General features: G+C 39.0%; 18 protein-coding genes, 2 tRNA genes and 1 rRNA gene. 15 read left to right on the top strand and 6 right to left on the bottom strand.

Annotated features, from left to right (window positions below; genetic code table 11):
* The first annotated feature begins 39 nt into the window (after positions 1–39).
* The 4 genes from rrf to ACLKML_RS09400 all read left to right on the top strand — a co-directional run bounded on the left by rrf (position 40) and on the right by ACLKML_RS09400 (position 881).
* Positions 40–155: ribosomal RNA gene (rrf, locus tag ACLKML_RS09415) — 5S ribosomal RNA — on the top strand.
* 92 nt (positions 156–247) lie between these two features.
* A tRNA-Asp gene (locus ACLKML_RS09410) sits at positions 248–324 on the top strand.
* Positions 325–357: 33 nt separating this feature from the next.
* Positions 358–434, top strand: a tRNA-Trp gene (locus tag ACLKML_RS09405).
* 96 nt (positions 435–530) lie between these two features.
* Positions 531–881 carry a putative quinol monooxygenase gene (locus ACLKML_RS09400; RefSeq protein ID WP_413285120.1) on the top strand — a complete coding sequence of 117 codons (351 nt, stop codon included), beginning with the start codon at positions 531–533 and terminating at the stop codon, positions 879–881.
* Positions 882–1,231: 350 nt separating this feature from the next.
* On the opposite strand, the gene ACLKML_RS09395 is transcribed toward ACLKML_RS09400, so the two are convergent.
* The 4 genes from ACLKML_RS09395 to rdgC form a co-directional block, all read right to left on the bottom strand.
* On the bottom strand, positions 1,232–1,486 hold the full coding sequence (locus ACLKML_RS09395; protein ID WP_317717780.1) for a YfhL family 4Fe-4S dicluster ferredoxin: 255 nt from the start codon (positions 1,484–1,486) through the stop codon (positions 1,232–1,234).
* A 160-nt stretch (positions 1,487–1,646) separates the two neighbouring features.
* Positions 1,647–1,883, bottom strand: a complete 237-nt coding sequence (locus tag ACLKML_RS09390) for a hypothetical protein (RefSeq protein ID WP_317717779.1) — start codon at positions 1,881–1,883, stop codon at positions 1,647–1,649.
* Positions 1,884–2,070: 187 nt separating this feature from the next.
* Positions 2,071–3,429, bottom strand: coding sequence for a tRNA 5-hydroxyuridine modification protein YegQ (gene yegQ / locus ACLKML_RS09385; protein WP_413285119.1), 1,359 nt, complete (start codon positions 3,427–3,429; stop codon positions 2,071–2,073).
* A 270-nt stretch (positions 3,430–3,699) separates the two neighbouring features.
* Entirely contained in the window at positions 3,700–4,617 is a 918-nt protein-coding gene (gene rdgC / locus ACLKML_RS09380) for a recombination-associated protein RdgC (protein ID WP_413285118.1), read from the bottom strand.
* A gap of 211 nt (positions 4,618–4,828) precedes the next feature.
* On the opposite strand from rdgC, the gene phoB reads away from it, so the two are divergent.
* Genes phoB through ACLKML_RS09365 form a run of 3 tightly spaced genes read left to right on the top strand, consistent with a single transcriptional unit; the run spans position 4,829 to position 7,823 of the window.
* On the top strand, positions 4,829–5,518 hold the full coding sequence (gene phoB, locus ACLKML_RS09375; protein WP_317717776.1) for a phosphate regulon transcriptional regulator PhoB: 690 nt from the start codon (positions 4,829–4,831) through the stop codon (positions 5,516–5,518).
* 34 nt (positions 5,519–5,552) lie between these two features.
* Positions 5,553–6,866 carry a phosphate regulon sensor histidine kinase PhoR gene (gene phoR, locus ACLKML_RS09370; protein WP_413285117.1) on the top strand — a complete coding sequence of 438 codons (1,314 nt, stop codon included), beginning with the start codon at positions 5,553–5,555 and terminating at the stop codon, positions 6,864–6,866.
* Entirely contained in the window at positions 6,867–7,823 is a 957-nt protein-coding gene (locus tag ACLKML_RS09365; protein ID WP_413285116.1) for a PstS family phosphate ABC transporter substrate-binding protein, read from the top strand.
* Positions 7,824–7,833: 10 nt separating this feature from the next.
* Here the strand turns inward: ACLKML_RS09365 and ppx are convergent, their stop codons facing one another.
* Both ppx and ppk1 read right to left on the bottom strand, forming a co-directional pair.
* Positions 7,834–9,345 (bottom strand): exopolyphosphatase, encoded by a 1,512-nt coding sequence (gene ppx, locus ACLKML_RS09360; protein ID WP_317717773.1) that lies wholly within the window; start codon positions 9,343–9,345, stop codon positions 7,834–7,836.
* Complete coding sequence (gene ppk1, locus ACLKML_RS09355; protein ID WP_413285115.1) at positions 9,338–11,440, bottom strand: polyphosphate kinase 1; 2,103 nt, start codon at positions 11,438–11,440, stop codon at positions 9,338–9,340. The genes ppx and ppk1 overlap by 8 nt, the downstream gene beginning before the upstream one ends.
* A 216-nt stretch (positions 11,441–11,656) precedes the next feature.
* Here ppk1 and ACLKML_RS09350 point away from each other — a divergent pair, with 216 nt between their 5' ends.
* From ACLKML_RS09350 to ACLKML_RS09315, 8 genes are all read left to right on the top strand, one after another.
* Positions 11,657–13,879: an ABC transporter permease subunit gene (locus ACLKML_RS09350; protein ID WP_413285114.1), complete on the top strand. Its 2,223-nt coding sequence runs from the start codon at positions 11,657–11,659 to the stop codon at positions 13,877–13,879.
* 27 nt (positions 13,880–13,906) lie between these two features.
* Positions 13,907–15,553, top strand: a complete 1,647-nt coding sequence (pstA, locus tag ACLKML_RS09345; RefSeq protein WP_413285113.1) for a phosphate ABC transporter permease PstA — start codon at positions 13,907–13,909, stop codon at positions 15,551–15,553.
* Between the two features lie 2 nt (positions 15,554–15,555).
* Entirely contained in the window at positions 15,556–16,392 is an 837-nt protein-coding gene (gene pstB, locus ACLKML_RS09340; protein ID WP_413285112.1) for a phosphate ABC transporter ATP-binding protein PstB, read from the top strand.
* 128 nt (positions 16,393–16,520) lie between these two features.
* Complete coding sequence (gene phoU, locus ACLKML_RS09335) at positions 16,521–17,219, top strand: phosphate signaling complex protein PhoU (RefSeq protein WP_413285111.1); 699 nt, start codon at positions 16,521–16,523, stop codon at positions 17,217–17,219.
* Positions 17,220–17,524: 305 nt separating this feature from the next.
* Positions 17,525–17,926 carry a DUF2170 family protein gene (locus ACLKML_RS09330; RefSeq protein ID WP_413285110.1) on the top strand — a complete coding sequence of 134 codons (402 nt, stop codon included), beginning with the start codon at positions 17,525–17,527 and terminating at the stop codon, positions 17,924–17,926.
* Complete coding sequence (locus ACLKML_RS09325) at positions 17,923–18,606, top strand: PspA/IM30 family protein (protein WP_413285109.1); 684 nt, start codon at positions 17,923–17,925, stop codon at positions 18,604–18,606. The genes ACLKML_RS09330 and ACLKML_RS09325 overlap by 4 nt, the downstream gene beginning before the upstream one ends.
* Positions 18,607–18,897: 291 nt before the next feature.
* A complete protein-coding gene (locus tag ACLKML_RS09320; protein WP_413285108.1) occupies positions 18,898–19,926 on the top strand; it encodes a potassium channel family protein in 1,029 nt (342 codons plus the stop codon).
* Positions 19,927–19,934: 8 nt separating this feature from the next.
* The gene (locus ACLKML_RS09315) at positions 19,935–20,564 is read left to right on the top strand and encodes a YjfK family protein (protein WP_413285107.1); all 630 of its coding nucleotides are present in this window, start codon (positions 19,935–19,937) and stop codon (positions 20,562–20,564) included.
* The last annotated feature ends 16 nt before the right edge of the window (positions 20,565–20,580 follow it).

Below are 20,580 nucleotides of genomic sequence, written 5' to 3'. Positions count from 1 at the left end.
GAGTTTTATCACAAGCGGGAGGTTTGATACCAAATTTTGCTTGGCGACCATAGCATTGTGGACCCACCTGAACCCATGCCGAACTCAGAAGTGAAACGCAATAGCGCCGATGGTAGTGTGGGGTTTCCCCATGTGAGAGTAGGACATCGCCAGGCTCTAATTCGCTTTTATCTTTTTTAGAGAAGATGAAGGCAAACATTAATAAAGCGTACCAATAAGACTTTATTAAGTGTTACCAATACCATGTGGAGTGGTAGTTCAGTTGGTTAGAATACCGGCCTGTCACGCCGGGGGTCGCGGGTTCGAGTCCCGTCCACTCCGCCACTTCTTCTTGAAGAAGATAGTTAAAACAGTTTTAGGGGTGTAGCTCCAATTGGCAGAGCAGCGGATTCCAAATCCGCGTGTTGGGAGTTCGAATCTCTCCACCCCTGCCATTACAATTGCATATTTATGCAAATAAGAAAGGCCACTCTTTGAGTGGCCTTTTTGTATTTAACGCTATAAAATATGACATTTTTAGAGGCAGTATTATGACAAGTCGAGTTTACGTTTTAGCCCAATTTAAACCCAAAGAAAATAAAGAAGCGGAATTGTTTGAAGTACTTAAGGCTCTTGAACCAGATGCGAATAGAGAAGAAGGTTGTGTCCAATATCTTTTGACTCGTCAAATATCTCACCCGAGTGCAACAAGAAATGAATACACAATCGTCTTTAATGAGGTTTGGAAAGATTCTGAGTGTTGGGCGGCGCACGGACGTAGAAAGCAAATACAAAACTTTTTCGACACTCAGGTTGTAGCTGAGACAGGCCTAGTTGATGATGCGATAGTGACGGCTTATACGGATGAAGCAGAGAACTATGATGCTCCGATATTCGAGTAGTAGAGTTTAGTTTATAAAGAAGGCCGCTTCAATTTAGCGGCCTTCTTACATTTAGTCTTCGCAACATATCTTCGCAATATATCTTCGAGACCTTTTGGGATTTCCCTAGAAACCTATACCACGTCATACATATTTGCGAAACGATGTCTTCGTAGTTTTCAAAAGATGGATTTTTGTTGTCTGGTCAGTTTTTTGAAGTTGACGTTATCGAAGCTATCCACTGTGACATTGCATTGAATTGGAAAGCTTCGATCAGATCATATTGTTACTTAGATTGGTATGAGTTTTAATCTGTAAAAACGATCAGAGTTAGAATGGTGAATTTTGTGAACCATTTTTTCAGCAATTTTCTAGGCCAAGCCTTGTATGACAACAAATTTTTCTAGCAGCTCATTCTCAGTTTCAATATGCAGTGGATCAGTAATTATGCATTTAGTTATCGGACAAACTGATTGGCAAGTTGGTGTATCGTAGTGTCCCTTGCACTCAGTACAAAGCGCAGGATCTATTTCATAAATTTCGGCGCCCATAGATATCGCTGAGTTTGGGCATTCGGGTTCGCACATATCGCAGTTGATACATGTGTCTTTAATAAGCAGAGCCATGAGCGTACCTTGATAATGAAAAAGAGCACATAACATTTCGTATGTACTCTTTAATATAAAACTATTTGAAATTATGCGAAGTGTACCATATCACCGAACGTGTAAACATCATTAGAGTACGGTGATGGCGATATAGGAAGTGAGAATAACGAGCAGCCTGTTAGGCTGCTTGTTTATTATCATTCATTGACCAATAATATAAATCATCATCAGTTAAATTGTCACTAATTCGAGCAACTAAGTGCAATGCTTGATCTGTTTCTGTTTCTGTGAACACATGATCAGTGATGACAGCCCATCCCCTAACCACACATTTACTTCCAGACTTTGCAATAAAATCAGCAAGTTGTTTGATACTTGCTTCACAATAAGCTTCTATTTTATAGATATTATTCATAGCAATATTTTATGATTTTAATAGTAAAAGTTACTTTTCATTGAATGTAATAGTCGCTAATCATTTAGCGAGCTTATTAATATGCATAATTTATAGGCAATTGACAATAGAAAAATATTGTTTTTGTATGACAAATTAGGGTTTCAAACCAATTGAAGTCCTAATTTGTGATAACGTATACAAAAAATCATTTCCCTGTCGGATTTCTGGTATCTGTGCCAGGTGCTAGGTTTCTCATTAGCAGTGCAAAATCTAGGTCTAGATCAGTTGGTACGGGGATAAAGACAAAGTGACCATTACCTTTTGCATCATCAATGGACTCTGATCGTTTGTTCTGCATCACTTCTAATTTAAAGGTAACGTTTCCATTAGGAGTCATTAATTCGAGGTCATCCCCAACGATAAATTTGTTTTTGACTTCGACTTCAGCAAATCCATCGCGTCGTTTACCAGTAAATTCACCGACAAATTGCTGACTATCTGAAACAGAGTAACCGTATTCATAGTTTTGATACGCATCGTGAGTGTGACGACGTAAAAAACCTTCTGTATAGCCTCGGTGAGCTAAGCTTTCTAGTGTTCCAAGCAAGCTTTCATCAAACGGTTTCCCATCAACGGCATCATCAATGGCTTTACGATAAACTTGAGCTGTTCTTGCGCAGTAGTAGAAAGATTTGGTTCTTCCTTCTATTTTCAAAGAATGTACACCCATTTTAGTTAAACGCTCAACATGTTGAACGGCACGTAAATCTTTTGAATTCATTATATAAGTGCCATGCTCATCTTCGAATGCTGCCATTTTTTCTTCTGGTCGGTGACTTTCAGATAATAAAACGACATCATCAATTGGTTTACCTAATCCAAGTGTGTTTTCTGGACGATCTGTTGCTTCTTGGATTTCTACAATTTGTCCAGAATCACTTTCTTCTGCTTTTTCTACCTTGTATTCCCAACGGCAAGCATTAGTGCATGTTCCTTGGTTTGGATCTCGCTTGTTCATGTAACCGGACAGTAAACAGCGTCCAGAATAAGCCATACACAGCGCACCGTGGACAAATATCTCTAATTGCGTTTCAGGGCAGTTCTCTCGTATTTCTTCAATTTCTTCTAAAGAAAGCTCTCGAGATAAGATCACTCGTTCCACACCTTGAGAGGCCCAAAACTTAACGGTGGCCCAGTTTACAGCGTTAGCTTGAACAGATAAGTGAATTGCCATATCAGGAAAGGCTTCACGTACCATCATGATTAAACCAGGATCAGACATGATTAGTGCGTCAGGACCCATTTCTACGATTGGTTTTAGATCTCGAATAAAGGTTTTTAGTTTTGAATTGTGCGGTTGAATATTACAGACCACATACAATTTTTTGCCTTGCTCATGAGCTTCATCAATGCCTATTTTTAGGTTTTCATGATTGAATTCGTTATTACGAACTCGAAGGCTATATCGAGGTTGTCCTGCATATACCGCATCTGCGCCATAAGCAAAAGCATAACGCATATTTTTGAGGCTGCCTGCAGGCGACAGAAGTTCTGGTTTAAACATGATTTTATCCTCTAGTCTGATTACAAGTCAGAATCGAGCTACTAAATAGCGCAATTATTGGGAGCGCGAATATTACGCGAAAATGGCACAAAATCATAGATAATTGGGTTTTTATCTTGATTAAACAATTTTGATGCTTTAGATACATTGACGTTTTATAACGTTTATTTTACTAAGCGATATTGTCAAGACAGAGTATTAGATGTAGGCACTCAGTGTGGGTGTTTTCAGCTGAATGCTAATCACGTGAGTGCCTATTCAAGGAAAAAATTAAGATGGGGTATTGTTACTTAGACCACCTAGTTCTGTGTACAAATTAGGTAAAAAAGTCGCCAATTCGGAACTCATTAAAGAAAAATCCGCATCAAATCGCGCTGCTCTATCTTCTTTAGGAATGTCTTCATTTTGGTCTTTCAATTCTTCATTAAATTTTAGACGCTTAATACTAAAATCATTAGCTAAAATAAAGTCGATATGTTCTTGCCAGTTGAGTGCAAGCTTAGTGACTACTTTATTTGCTTCAATATGGTTGAGTATTTCCTCAGACGTAAGTTGCTGTTTTTTACAACGGATTATGCCACCGTCTTCTTGTTGTGACTGTAGTTCGGCTTCATCCAACATGGTTAAACCTTGTGGCGTCTGACCTGTTTTTACCCATTCGGTCATTAAACTTTCTAGTGGTTGTTCGGGAATTGCGGGAACAACGGGTAAACTACCGATAGATTTACGTAGTAAGGCAAGAACATCCTCGGCCTTATTAAAACTACTTGCGTCAACGATGATAAGTTCTTCATCTGGCAAAATTAGAACGTTGGTAAATTGGCTCTTGCTAAATGCTCTTGGTAGTAAATCGATAACAACTTCTTCTTTTAAATTATCTTTCTCTTTTTTCTTTAATGGACGACCTTCTTGCTGCTCCAAGGTTTCAATTTTTTCTGCTATCGAATCGTTGATAACCGAAGCTGGTAGCATTTTGTCTTCTTTTTTTGCGCAGATAAGAATACGATTTTCTGATACATGAGTGAGTGCATCGCCGAATTTTCCCATAACATTGCTCCAGCCAAATTTGCTTTTATCTTGGCTGTTACAAGGAGTGAAGCGGAACTCTTCTAACTGTTTTTCAAGTTGCTCTACATCAAATTGAATTTCACGATTGAATCGGTATACCAGACAGTTTTTAAACCACATAATCATTCTCTTATCTTAGATTTAGGCGACACATAATAGGCGAATAAATGCATTTTGTTGAGTGCTTTATCTTAAGAACTTGTGTCGTTGTTCAAAACTGTATGAACATCAGAAGACAGTTATGTGAAAAATAGTTTTCAAAGGTCACAAAAGTGTCATACTTAGTGAAGATAATGCATAGCGTTGATTAAAACTTAAAGGTTGTTCAATTATGTCTAGAAGGATTCTAGTTGTTGAAGATGAAGCACCAATTCGAGAAATGTTGTGTTTTGTTCTTGAGCAAAAGGGATATCAAGCAGTAGAAGCAGAAGATTATGATGTGGCACTAAGTAAGCTGTGTGAACCATATCCAGATCTAATATTGCTCGATTGGATGCTGCCTGGAGGGTCAGGTATTAATCTAATTAAGCATTTGAAACGCGAAGAGCTAACTCGCAATATCCCTGTTGTTATGTTAACGGCAAGAGGAGAAGAGGAAGATAAAGTTCGTGGTTTGGAAGTCGGTGCCGATGATTATATCACCAAGCCTTTTTCTCCCAAAGAGCTGGTTGCTCGATTAAAAGCGGTTATTCGACGAGTTTCTCCAACAGCGCTTGAAGATGTTATTGATGTTCAAGGGTTAAAGCTTGATCCTGTTTCCCATCGTGTGTCGATTAATGATCAAGCTGTTGATATGGGACCAACCGAGTTTAAAATGTTGCATTTCTTTATGACGCATCAGGAACGAGTCTATAGTCGTGAGCAGTTATTAAATAACGTCTGGGGAACCAATGTTTACGTGGAAGATAGGACAGTGGATGTGCATATCCGTCGACTGCGTAAAGCTTTAGAAGTAGAAGGCCATGATCGATTAGTACAAACGGTACGTGGTGCTGGTTATCGATTTTCGACCAAAGCGTAATCGGGTGTTATATGAGATGTGTTCGGATGATTAAATGGTAGAAAGGTTAACCTGGAAGAAGCTAATTTGGTCATTGGCTTTTTTTTATACCCCATGGGTAATGATAGGCTGGTTATTTGGTTATATGCCGTGGTTGCTTTTGGCTGCTACGGCTATTCAGCTTTTATGGCACTTTCATAATCAAATTCGACTTTCTGCTTGGTTATGGGATGAAAAGCGTTTAACACCTCCTTCCGGCACCGGGCACTGGGAAGGGCTCTTCAACGGTATCTACCGTTTAGGTCAAAGACAAAGAAGAAAGCGGAAAGACCTGACTAATCTTATTCGTCGGTTTAGAAACGGTGCTGAATCGTTACCTGATGCAGTGGTTGTATTTCGTAGTGAAGGTAATATTGTTTGGTGTAATAAACTGGCGCAACATTTGTTAGGTTTTCATTGGCCAGACGATTCTGGGCAACCTATTTCGAATTTAGTGCGAACACCTGATTTTATCAAATATTTAAGTAAAAATGACTTCTCTGAGCCGCTAGAAATGCGTTCACCTTTGAATATTGAGCGCATGTTAGAGTTGCGTATTGTACCGTATACTCAAGGCGAGCATTTAATGGTAGTTCGTGATGTCACTCAATTGAATCAATTAGAAGGTATGCGTCGCAACTTTTTTGCTAATGTGTCACATGAGCTGCGTACACCGATGACCGTGTTACAAGGCTATCTTGAAATGACTGAAGACCCAGATGTGTTTTTAGGACCAATGTGGCCTAAAGCTCACGGTGTTATGACAGAACAATTGAATCGCATGAATGCCTTAGTGAATCAGCTGTTAACTTTATCTAAAATAGAAGCAGCACCAATGCATGATTTAGATGAAACCGTTAATGTACCAGCCATGCTTGAAGTGTTGGAAAAAGAAGCTATTGCTTTAAGTGGCGATAATGAGCATAAATTGCGTTTTGATATTGATTCATCACTCACAGTACTTGGCGATGAAGACCATTTAAGGAGCGCTATTTCTAATTTGGTTTATAACGCTGTTAAATATACGCCTGCCGGTGCCAATATTCATGTTCGATGGTATGAAACAGCAATGGGCGCTCATCTAGATGTAGAGGACAGCGGTGAAGGAATTGAACCTCAACATATAGTGCGATTGACCGAGCGATTCTATCGAGTGGATAAAGCGCGTTCTCGGGATACTGGAGGAAGCGGTTTAGGCCTTGCTATTGTTAAACATGCATTAAGTCATCATGATTCTATTTTAGATATTCGCAGTGAAGTTGGAGTAGGGAGTCAGTTTTCGTTTGTATTGCCTAAACGACTGATTGTGAGATCGGAGTCAGTTCAGTAAATGAAACTGTTTGCCAATGTAATATTGATTACCGCGAGCCTATTGAGCGTCAGTTTTACGCTTTTGGCTAAAGAGCTACCAGATTATAATAAGGTGTCTGGCGTTTCTGGCAATTTGACATCAGTTGGCTCTGATACATTGGCGAGTATGTTGTCCCTTTGGGGACAAGCATTTAAAACTTACTATCCTAACGTTAATGTTCAAGTACAAGCGTCCGGTTCTTCAACTGCCTCTCCGGCTTTGACAGAAGGTACGGCACAGTTCGGGCCGATGAGTCGACCAATGCGGTTAAAAGAGTTGCAATCGTTTGAAAGAGAGCATGGTTATAAACCAACGGAGCTAAAAGTAGCAATTGATGCGATTGGGCTTTTTGTACATAAAGACAACCCGATTCAAGGATTATCTTTTGAGCAAATTGACAGTATTTTTTCTTCCACCATGCGGTGTGGTAGTAATATTCCTATCGAATCTTGGTCTGAATTAGGGATTAAAAACGATTGGGCAAAACGGCGTATTCAATTATTTGGTCGGAATTCAGTTTCAGGGACTTATGGCTACTTCAAGAGAGCAGCTTTGTGTAATGGTGATTTTAAGCGCAATGTAAATGAATTACCCGGATCATCTTCTGTGGTACAGGCGGTTGCTTCCGGGATTAATACTATTGGTTATTCAGGGGTTGGCTACAGTGTTTCCGGAGCAAAATTACTGCCTATTTCCATTGATGGGAAAGAGTATATCCAAGCAACTCGACAAACTATTTTGAGTGGGCAATATCCGCTCTCGCGTTTCCTCTACGTTTATATAAATAAACATCCATCTAAGCCTCTTTCTTTACTTGAAACGGAGTTTATTCGTTTTATTTATTCCAAGCAGGGGCAGTTAGCGGTAGAAAAAGACGGATATTTATCCATTTCTAGTGATTTGGCTAAAAAGGAATTGGATAAAATAGGCCTATGATTGATCTATATTAAAATTCAAGCAACCATCCAGCTTTTTGCCAGTAACCTTGCTCTGTTTCTAAATCGGCAAAGAGTAGTTTATTGTGCTCTAGCCAGTTTTTATCATGGCATTCTATTTGCCAATGATCGTCATCTTTTATATTGAGATCTAATTCTGGAAGACCATCTTCATTGCGTTGACCATTTAATACGATAGATAAACGTAAAATACGAATGAGTTGAATGATGTGTTTCTTCTTAAATAAGTTGAACTCTTGCATTTCTTGAAGTTTCAGAGCTTTACGTTGAAACCTCGCCAATGTTGCCAATACCAATTGCTGCTCTTGGTTGAATCCAGGCATAGTGGTGTGCTGTAAAATATAGCTTGAATGGCGATGTAGGCCTTGATAACTAATGCTTAAACCAACTTCATGTAAAAGTGCTCCCCAGCCAAGTAACGAAGCTAGTTCGCCAGTTTTTTTTATACCGGTTACTGATGATGTTTGAGTCAGAAAGTGTTTAGCTTGCTTGCGTACTCTTTCTGCGTGTTGTAAATCGACAATATGTTTTCGTGCTAAGTATTCGGTGGTGCGCATACGAATATCGGAACGTTGAAATCGTTCTTCCATTTCATATAGCAATCCTTCACGTAATGCACCATCGGAAAAATGCAGTTCTTTAATGCTAAGACCAGTCATTATGGCATCTAAAATAGCCACTCCACCCGCAAAAACTGGCTTTCGCTCTATGCTTAGCCCTTTAAAATCAATGTCATCAATTGAGTTGAATGCACATAAGCTATCAATTAGTTTTTTGATGCGTTTTTGAGTAATTATGCCGTCTTCAAAGCCTAGCCCTATTAGGACTTCGCGTATGGCTTTAATGGTTCCAGAAGAACCGATGGCAACATCCCAACCTTTTTTACGGTAAGGTTTGGCTAAAGATTCAAACCGTTGTTGGCTGGCAATACTGGCTAGTGCAAAGTTGTGGTGAGACAGCTTACCATTGGCAAAAAATTTATTGGTAAAGCTGACACAGCCCATTAAGGTGCTGTTGACTAATTCTGGTTCAAACTCTTGACCAATGATCATTTCAGTGCTGCCGCCACCAATATCTATCACTAACTTACTTTTAGATTCGGGTTGTGTGTGGGCGACCCCTAAATAAATTAAGCGAGCTTCTTCTACACCAGCAATAATTTCGATAGGGAAAGGCAAGACTTCTCTGGCTCTGCGCATAAAAATACTAGCATTACGAGCTTGTCTTAAAGTATGAGTTGCAGCAATTCTGACATTGTCTGGTTCAAATCCTTGTAGCCGCTCAGCAAACATCTCAAGGCATTCTAATCCTCGTAACATTGATGCTTCATCAAGTAAGCGGTCTTTACGGTTTAACCCTGCTGCCAGCCGTACCCTTTGTTTATGACGACTGACTAGTTGTAGGTCTTCGCCAACGATATGTGCCACCACCATATGGAAACTGTTTGAACCCAAATCAATAGCGGCTACTTTGCGTCTTTGAAGGTCTATCTTGTCATTCATCTTCTAGTACTTTTTCGTTGTCTTTTTGGGTTTGTCTCTCAACTTGCTTGATATAGTCATATATTGCAAGTTGTGATCGAATTTTTTTGCGATTACCACGGCGAACATAATTATTACTCATTTCACCATCAATGACCCGTGCTTTCATTGTGTCAGTAAATTGAATATTAATAATATCTATAATTCTTTGTTTGAGTCTTTCACTACGAATAGGAACAGTAACTTCGATCCTATAATCAATATTCCGTGTCATCCAATCAGCAGATGAGATGTGAACGGTAGGATTACCTCCATTCTCACAAATAATGACACGAGGGTGCTCTAAAAAGCGATCGACAATACTGATGATTTCTATATTGTCGCTAATGCCTTCTACACCAGGAACGAGTGAGCACATGCCTCGAATGATCATCTTTATTTTCACACCAGCCGCACTGGCTCCGTAAAGCTTATTGATCAGCCCTTTATCAACTAAATTATTGATTTTTAGTGTGATAGCTGCTTTTTCTCCAGAGCGAGCATGTGATATTTCATTATCGATGAGTTTGTATAATCGACTTCTCGAATTGCGAGGAGAGACAATTAGATGATTAAACTTCACTGGTCGATAAGGATTTTCGATATAGCCGAATACGTTTCTCACTTCTTCAACAATGTCTTGGTCGGCGGTTAATAGTGCGAAGTCGGTATAGATACGAGCCGTTTTCTCATGGAAGTTACCCGTTCCGACATGAGCATAACGCACAATCTCGCCTTCTTCTCGGCGAGATATTAGCAATAATTTAGAGTGAATCTTAAGGCCCGGAGTACCAAATTGCACATGTACCCCCGCATCCGTTAATACTTTTGACCATTCAATATTGGCTTCTTCATCAAATCGAGCTTGCAGTTCGACTACTACCGTCACATCTTTACCGCCATGAACGGCATCAATGAGAGAGTTCATCAATTTTGAGTTTTTAGCGACTCGGTAAATATTAATTTTAATGCCGCGTACTTTAGGGTCGAACGAGGCTTGCCTTACCAACTCTGCAACATGATCAAACGTGTGATAGGGGTAATGCAGCAAGATATCGTTGGCTTTTATTGCTTCAAAACTGTTGTTATAACCTGAAAAATCGGCACAGGTAAGAGGAGGTAACGGTTTGTTTTCTAAGTAGTCACGTCCGACATTGGGGAAGCCAATAAAGTCTTTGAAATTATGGTAGCGACCGCTTGCAATTAAATTATCGTAATTCGATATTTTTAACGTCTCACATAAGAAATGTAACATCTCTTTTGGCATTTCTCGTTCATATACAAAGCGAACTGGCATGGCCGTTAACCGTTGCGCGACACCTTCAGACATCTGTTCCAATAAACTGTGTTCTACCTCAAAGCCTAGGTCATATTCGGCGTCACGGGTCATTTTCATTGAATAACAATGTAGAGATTCATACTCAAAGAAACCGTTAAAGATATCGTCTAAACAATAACGGATGATATTATCTAATAATATGATAGTTTTACGACGTTTTCCCTTCTGCTCTGGCACCATTACAAAGCGAGGCAACTGGTCTGTTGGTATTTCTATAAGGGCGTACTGAGACTTTTCTTTTTTCTTTTTCTTTCTCATTTCAATAGTAAGATAGGCGTATTCATCTTTTAAAAAAGACAATACGTCAATATCTTCGGTTACTATTAAAGGAGAAATGTGCGGCAATACTTCTTTTCTAAAATATTTTTTTATCCATTTTTCTTGCGTTTCACTTAGCTGTGTTTCGTTAACTAAAAATATGCGGCGACGTGCCATTTCCAGTAACAACTCGGTATATAATTCATCAAAGTTTTTTTCTAGCTGTGCAGCTTTAGATTGCATTTTTGCCAGTAGGTTTTTACCGTCATCTTGATCACCTCTTTCTTGAGCAATAAGAATACGTCGTTTTACATTAGCAAAACGAACTTTGTAAAATTCATCAAAATTATTTGAGTAAATACCTAAAAAGCGAATGCGTTCTATCAGTGGCACCGTTTTATCAGCGGCTTCTTGTAATACACGCTCATTAAAGGACAACCAACTTAACTCTTTATCTATATATAGCTTTTCTGCACTCATGATACCTTCCGACAAATATTAACGGTGTTTCTCGGTTTCTCCACAAAATAGGGAGAAATAGATAGTGAAAGGTAGGCTGTTTTTGTTACATAATTATTTCAGTCTGGCCTACTTTGGGTATTGATGACAATTTTCAGTTGTTACTCATTTATTGTAATGTAACTGTCACGTAAACGAAATATTATTGATGCCCTGTTTAAAAGGATTAATACCACCATGGCCGATGCCGAATTTTCATTGAAAGAACGAGATAAAATCAGATACTTAAAAGATCGCCTCGTTGCTTTTATTGTTAGAAGTGGTGGTATCGGTGTTCTTGCTGCAATCTTACTTATCTTCTTTTACCTAATTTCTATGGTGTTGCCAATCTTTTCTCGAGCAGAAGTTAATTTGCAACAAAGCTATCGTTATGAACAACAAAATCCTGCGGTCGGAATGGGGGTTGGAGATTATGGTGAAAATGCTTTTATTTTTGATGACAAAGGTAATTTGATTTATATCGGCTTTGAGCAAGGAAAAGCCAAGGAATTATTAACTACATCTATTATTAAGCAGCCAAGTGTTTTTGCTAAAAGCCCTCAATCTCAAGGGTGGTATGCTTATGCGAATAACAATGGTGAAGTGATTGCGATTCAGCCTGACTTTACGGTTTCATTTTCAGCTGAGGGAAGAGTTCTCACGCCAGATCTTAAAGTTTACAAAGATGATAGCTTTCTCTTACTTAACCAACAACATCAGCCAATAAAGCAGTTGGTCTTTGCTATAGAACAAGATACAGGAACTTTTGTTGGAGTGACTGAAGCTGGTGAGATCGATGCGGTTCGAGTCTTGAAGAATGCTAGTGCAACGAAACCAGCTGATATTTGGTCTATTAAATCACTTTCTGTACCTGATTTTCCTGCCCCGATTGATCAATTAAAAATATCGCCAAATGGAGAACAATTATTTGTATTGTCCGGGAGTGGATTGATGATTGCTCAATTAAAAGGCGATCAATATCTGGTGAGAGAGTTTGTTGATTTATCTTATGGTGATGTCAATAAATCGGTAAAGCAGATCGAGGTCTTGTCTGGGGCACATTCGATTCTCGTTATGCATCAAGATAACAGTGTTTCTCAGTGGTTTGATGTATTGAAAAGTGGCGAGCGTATTTTTACTAAAATACGAACGTTTAATTTAAAAGAACCCAGTCAATTTTTACTAACCGACACCTATCGTAAGGGGTTTTATAGCTTTTCAGAAAATGGAAACATGGAGAGTTTTTACTCGACTAGCGAAAATGAACTTTTTAGTGGCAAAATTTACTCAGAATTACCAAGCATTGTTGCTTTATCCAATAATGAAAGTTATCTAGTTGGTTTAGATAGTCACCAAATCACAGTACATAACTTGATCAACAATCACCCAGAAGTGACATTCTCATCTATTTGGCGAGCCGTATGGTATGAAAGCTACCCTGAGCCACAATATGTATGGCAATCTACATCGGCAAGTGATGATTTTGAAGCTAAGTTTAGTCTAGTTCCTATTGCATTCGGTACATTAAAAGCGACGTTTTATGCCATGTTGTTCTCGGTTCCTTTAGCGATTTTAGGGGCTATTTATACTGCTTATTTTATGCCTTCTTCGATGAGAAAAGTAGTGAAGCCATCAATTGAAATAATGGAAGCGTTGCCTACCGTTATTCTTGGGTTTTTAGCTGGATTGTGGCTAGCTCCAATCATAGAAACCTATTTAACAGGAGTGATGGCATTAATTCTCTTACTGCCTATATCTATGTTAATAGTCAGTTTTTTTTGGGCTTTACTACCAAAAGCAGTGATTAGAACATTACCGAATGGTTGGCATGTGCTTATACTCGTTCCGGTTATTATCATAGTGAGTTATTTAAGTATTCACTATTCGGTTGATCTTGAACGCTGGCTGTTTAATGGTGACGTAAGGCTGTTTTTAGCTGAATACGGCATAAGTTATGATCAACGAAATGCGTTGGTGGTTGGCCTTGCTATGGGGTTTGCTGTTATACCAACAATTTTCACTATTGCTGAAGATGCTATATTTTCTGTGCCACAACATCTTTCCGACGGTTCTTTAGCTTTAGGAGCCACGCGTTGGCAAACTTTGTTATATGTTGTGTTATTAACTGCCAGTCCTGGCATTTTTTCGGCAGTAATGATTGGCTTAGGTAGAGCCGTTGGTGAGACGATGATCGTGCTGATGGCAACAGGTAACACACCTATTATGGATTTTAGTGTTTTTGAAGGGATGAGAAGTCTGTCAGCTACGATCGCAGTAGAAATGCCAGAAACGGAAGTGGGGGATACGCATTACAGAGTATTATTTTTAGCTGCATTATTGCTGTTTATTTTTACATTTATTGTCAATTCACTGGCTGAGATTGTAAGACAGCGACTGAAAGACAGATACAGCTCAATGTAGTGATAATAGAGTAGGGTAGGAAGAATATTGGGTCATTGGATTAAGTCAGGAAAACCTTGGATATGGTTAACAGGTGGAGCAGTCAGTATTAGTCTGATTTCTGTTTTTGGCCTGCTATTGCTGATAGGTTGGCAAGGGTTAACCTATTTTTGGCCAATGCCTTTATCCGTTTGGACCAATGAAAATGGCGATAAAATAGTTGGCCAAGTTTATCAACGTACATCCGTTCCTATTTCTCGGCTTGAAAGCGAACAGCAAAAACTGCCCCAAGAAATACTAGACGATGGCAGCGTTCAACGACTGAGTATTAAGATCGCGAATAGAGAACTTTATCCACTCGATTTTATTGCTGTATTAGAACCTACTTTAACAGCAGCCGAGTTTCCGGTTGATTGGGCGGTGCTTGAACGTTCTATCGATGGCGACTTTTTCGGTAAACCAATTGCTTATGTAACCAACTATGGACGCTATACTTTTGACGTAAAAAGTCATCTAAAATACGGCGTTGACTCTGCTCGTTCGTTACGATTAGAGATTGATCGTATTTTAAATGATGAAGTAAGAGATATTGGTTGGAAGTTAAGCCAACTTAGATTAAACAAACAAAAATTGGAATTTGAAGGCAAGCTGACAACTGAGTATTTGAATCAGTATGACGAGAGTAAAAAAGCATTAGAATTACTGCTTGCCAGTGCAGAAGAAAAATTAACGCAAATTAGAACTAAATTAGATCAAGAATATGTTGTTATTGAAGATATGTCCGGAGCTGTACATAAGTTATCACTCAGTCATATTTTAGATGCATGGTACCCCAATGATATGACTTACGTTGATAAGTTTTTTCATTGGGCAAAACAGGTTAAGCGTTTTGTACTAGAAAATCCGCGTGAAGCCAATTCAGAAGGCGGGGTATTCCCTGCTATTTTCGGTACCGTTTTTCTGGTGTTCATGATGTCTATATTAGTGACTCCGCTAGGCGTTATTGCTGCTGTGTATTTGTACGAATATGCCGAAAATAATGCCCTGACACGAATGATTCGAGTGGCGGTGATAAATTTAGCTGGCGTGCCTTCTATTGTCTATGGAGTCTTCGGTTTAGGTTTTTTTGTTTATAGCATTGGTGGCTCAATTGATGAGATCTTTTATGCAGACAAACTTCCTACACCCACTTTTGGCACCCCAGGTATATTATGGTCGGCATTGACCTTAGCGTTGTTAACTTTACCTGTTGTTATTGTATCAACAGAAGAAGGCTTAGGTCGTATTCCTACTTCAGTTCGAAATGGATCTTATGCTTTAGGTGCTACGCAGTTTGAAACCTTATGGCGTATTGTTTTACCGATGGCTAGCCCCGCAATTATTACCGGTTTAATACTTGCTATTGCTCGGGCTGCTGGTGAGGTTGCACCTCTTATGTTGGTTGGTGTCGCCAAGTTAGCGCCAAGTTTGCCTGTTGATAGCCATTATCCTTATGTGCATCTTGAACGTAAATTCATGCATCTTGGTTATCATATTTATGATGTGGGTTTTCAAACGCCCAATATAGAAGCCGCTCGGCCTTTAGTCTATGCCACCTCTTTTTTACTGGTGGTGGTGGTGGTTGGGCTGAATTTAACCGCAATCAATATTCGTAATAATTTACGAGAAAAATATCGAGCCTTAGGACAAGATTAACTATGTTTTCAGCGAGTTCAACTTTTTCAGTCAGTTCAACGTTGGGTTATGACGTGCCATTAGATGTGCAAAATTTATCTGATGAAGATACCGCGATATCGATCGAAAATCTTAATCTATACTATAAAAATGGACAGGCTTTGAGTGATATCTCAATGCGAATACCGAAAGGCAAGGTTACGGCATTTATTGGTCCGTCTGGTTGTGGTAAATCGACCTTATTACGTTGTATCAATAGAATGAACGATTTGGTTGAAGGCTGTAAAGTCGAAGGTAGCATCTATCTTCATGGTAAAAATGTTTATGATGAGAATGTTGATGTCGCTACTCTACGCCGACGAGTGGGAATGGTTTTTCAAAGACCGAACCCTTTTCCTAAATCTATTTATGAAAATGTCATTTATGGTTTACGTCTTAAAGGCATTAAAACAGCAAGAGTTTTAGATGATGCTGTTGAGCGTTCTTTAAAAGCGGCAGCGTTATGGGACGAAGTGAAAGATCGATTACATGAAAATGCTTTTGGTCTATCAGGTGGACAACAGCAACGCTTGGTTATTGCTAGAGCGATAGCGATTGAGCCAGAAGTGTTACTATTAGATGAACCGACTTCTGCTTTAGATCCCATCTCAACTTTAACAATAGAAGAATTGGTTAATGAACTGAAAACGAAGTACACCGTTGTCATCGTCACTCATAATATGCAACAAGCAGCAAGGGTGAGTGATCACACTGCGTTTATTCATCTTGGAAAATTGATCGAGTACAGTGATACCGATTCTATTTTTACTTCACCAGTAAAAAAACGCACGGAAGATTATATTACCGGTCGATATGGTTGAGGTCGGTTACTCACACGTATCTTTCCGTTATTGGCTAGATATTACTGAAAATTGATGTAGATATAACTTAAAAAATACAGAACATTCAAAAAAATAATACCCTAATTACTTAAACAAATAGGTAAATAATGCATTTTGGTCGTCACATTTCAGGGCAGTTCAACGTTGAATTAGAATCGATTCGTACCCATGTGCTTACTATGGGCGGGTTGGTTGAGCAGCAATTATCATTTTCTATGCAGGCTCTGAATAAAGAGGATATGGAGCTGGCCCATCAAGTGGTGCGTGATGATCATAAAGTCAATGCTATGGAAATGGCAATTGATGAAGCGTGCACACTTATTATTGCAAAGCGCCAGCCAACAGCCAAAGACCTGCGCCTTGTTATGGCGATAGTGAAAACTATTACCGATCTGGAAAGAATTGGCGACGTTGCGACCCGCATTGCACGTGTTGCCATAGAAACACCATCCACTAAGAATCAACACTTTCATGTCTCGTTAGAGCCTCTATGTCGGCAGGCAATTGTGATGTTGCATCAAGTGCTTGATTCGTTCGCTAGAATGGATGTGGATGCAGCTGCAGAGGTATATAAACTAGATGATAAATTGGATGAAGAGTACAACAAAGTCATTGCTCAATTAACCACCAGTATGATGGATACCCCTCAACATATTCCAAGTATTCTACAAGTAATGTGGTCTGCAAGAGCAATTGAACGAGTGGGGGATCGTTGCCAAAATATTTGTGAATACATTATTTATTTTGTTAAAGGGAAAGATGTCCGTCATCTGGGTGAAGACGATATCGATCAACATATAAAATAAACCCAATCTGAATCGTCTTGTGCTGATTTTAACGAGGCTAAGCATTAAGTAGGCAATTCTGAAAGGTTTAGTTTTATGACTGTTTTTTCTATAGCAAAAGGTTAGAAACCTTTTATGTAAATAAATGGAGAATATAGCGCTAACTAAGGTCTTATTAACCTAGTACTAAGCATAAAAAACGCGAGTAACCCCGGGTATATGCTATAGACATGCTCATTGTCGATACGTAGACTGACGAGGTTTTTCCGTAAATACATATATTATTTCAATAGTATACGGTTTTTCTTAATTGATATGGTGCCACTATGATTTGTCAATCTCCAAGCTTAATCTCAGCGCTCAGTGAGCATGATGGTTGGGTTGTTAAAGAAAATGAAAGTACAGTAGTTATTACCAATGAAGACAACATTGATGCTTTTCTCGCTATTTCTGGAGAGCAAATTCTTGTTGAGGTAATCCTCTTCAGTAAAAACCAAGTTAAAAACGCGCAACAACTAAATGATTACGTGTTAAAAACTCACAAAATGTTCCCGCTAACTACCGTGGGAATCAATGAGATTGGTGGTGAAGAGTATTACGTGGCTTTCGGATCACTTTCCTCTCAATCTAAATTAGAAAGTATTATCATTGAAGTGGCTACCTTGTTCCGCAATGTCGAAGCATTTATCGATCTATATCAAGAATACTTAACGGAGAGTGAACAATGAGTGTTTGGAAAAAATTATTCTCAGCGGTAAAAGGTGGCGCAAATGAAGCGGCAGAGTCGATAGCGGACAATCAAGCGTTGCGTATTTTGGATCAGGAAATTAGAGAGGCAAAAGTAGAATTACGTCGTTCTGATGAAGCTTTGGTGAGTATTATTGCCAAACGGAAAATGTCACAAAATAAAGTGGATGCCTTTGAGCAAAGTATTACCGAATACGAGAACCATACTCGTGTTGCGATGGAAAAGGGCCAACAAGAATTAGCCTTAGAATGTGCTCAAAAAGTGGCGAACTTGAAAAATGAACAACAAGCCGAAAATGTGTATTTAGAGCAATTTAAATCTTCAGCACAGACGATGAGTACTAATATTGCTCAAGCAAAAGATAAATTACGTCAATTAGAGCAGCAGGTTGATGTGGTGAAAGCTAATGAAGCAGTGCAAAAAGCTCAGTCAGCTGTTTCCGCTACAAACGTCGGTGCCAATGCTAAAATGCATACAGCAGTAGAGTCATTGGATAGAATCAAAAAGCGCCAACTTGAAAAATCAGCACAACTTGAAGCTGCAGCAGAATTGGCCGATGAAGCTTCGGGAAGTTCTTTAGATAAAAAATTAGCAGAAGCAGGAATTACCGCCAATAATTCGTCAGCAGAAGATGAATTAGCTCGTATTCTTGGTAAATAATCGCAATAGAAAAATATAAGCATCGAAAGATGCTTTTATTTTTTCTGGATGGTTATTTTTATTAGTATCATATTGAATTTTATAGCGGATTTTGGTTAGCAACATATTGGTTGACTCTAGATCTAGCAATGGATTCTATATTCAATTTAGACAACTAAGTTATTGAACCTGAGTCACTATTTTCTCGCTCAAAGTATATTCAAATCAACACTGTTTCTGCCTTCAGTGAAAGGATGATTGATCAATAATCTCGCTTTTACATTGTAATAATTAAAACAAGAGGGAACGAAGATGTCGTTATGGTTGGTGCTGCGCCAATGGACGGTTCGTCACTTAGGTCAACTCACAGGAAGAAATCTTTTTTTCTTATTATTTGGCTATATCTTAATAAGCTGGATACTACTTCATTTTGCTGGAGAGTTGGATCTTACTAACTCACTGAGCGTCTTTATTTATTATTTAGTTGTCACCGCATCGACAGTTGGTTACGGCGATTATTCACCTGCCAGTGAACTGGGTAAGTGGGTAACATCATTATTTATTATCCCAGTTGGGTTGGGGTTATTTGCGATAGTAGTTGGTCAAGTTGCTAGTTTACTGGTGGAATCTTGGCGTAAAGGAATTATGGGTAAGCGGAGCCTTAAAATGAACGATCATATCTTAGTGCTTGGGTGGAATGAGAAACGTACCTTAAATATGTTAGACATGTTATTGCATGAAGAAAAAAATAGTCGACCTATTGTATTGTGCGCTTGCGTTGAAATGGAAAACCCACTACCGGGTATTATCGAATTTGTTTCAGTATCAAGTTATGTTGATAGTGTAGAAATGGCGCGTGCTGGAATATCGCAAGCGAGTGTTATTATTATCGATACACCTGAAGATGACGTGACATTAAGTGCGGCACTGTTTGTGAGTGGAAAAAATGCCAATGCGCATATTCTCGCTTACTTTAATAACGAAGAATTAAGTCATTTGCTTAAAGCGCACTGCCCTAATGTTGAATGTATTCCTTCTGTTTCGATCGAAATGCTTGCAAAATCTGCGATTGATCCTGGTTCAAGTGGCCTTCATCAAGAGTTATTAAGCACAACAACAGGGATGACACAATATTCAGTCGTGTATCCTAGCGGATATCCCACCACCACGTTTGAAATTCTGTTCCATTCATTTAAAAAGCAACACGACGCTATACTTATCGCTGTGGATAATGGTGATGGATTGAAAATTAATCCTAATCTAAGCTGCGAAGTAGCAGAAGGGATGACGCTTTTCTATATCTCAGATGAACGTGTTGTGAATATTAATTGGCCTAAATAGGAGCCACTATGTTTGATTGGTTTAAGAAGAAGCAACAAGCAGAACCAGTGCGTTCACCAGAAGTTCTAGGTTTTAGATTGGGAGGCGCTGTTGAGCTAGATGATCTTAAATTTCGCTTAATTGAACCTGATCTAACGATAGAAGGCGCCGCTCGAACTCAGCTAATTAAAGCCGTTGGGCAAGTTGAACTTGATCAACAAACTCGATTGTTACGTTTTTATACCGATGATGATGGCTATTTTCAGGTGTTACAAAATGGCACAACTGATGCCGATGTGATGGAAGTAAAATTGGTTTATTTTTATCAAACGAAACCAATTGATACGGAACAGCAATGGGAAAACTGGCTAGCAACAGAGTTGCTTTTAGCTAATCAAATGCTTGATGGGCAAGAATTCTATAAGGCTTGGGATAATGAACGTCCCGTTGCTATGACAGAAAAAACATGGTTTGAAGATGGAAGCGTGAGCGAAACCGACCAATTTGTCATGGTCTATGAGAGAGAAATTAATGCCGAGTTATTTGAAGGGTTACAACTTATCGCTGAAGAAAAACTCGAAAATAACCAACTGCAAAGAAGCGTTGTTTTTAGCACCAGCGTAGATGTATCTCCAACAGACTTTAACATTGTTGGCTAAGAAACAGGTTAAATAA

This window comes from Vibrio sp. MA40-2 (assembly GCF_047302445.1).
GTDB lineage: Bacteria > Pseudomonadota > Gammaproteobacteria > Enterobacterales > Vibrionaceae > Vibrio.
Note: the sequence above shows the minus strand (reverse complement) of the source record. Positions and strands in the feature narration are given on the sequence as shown.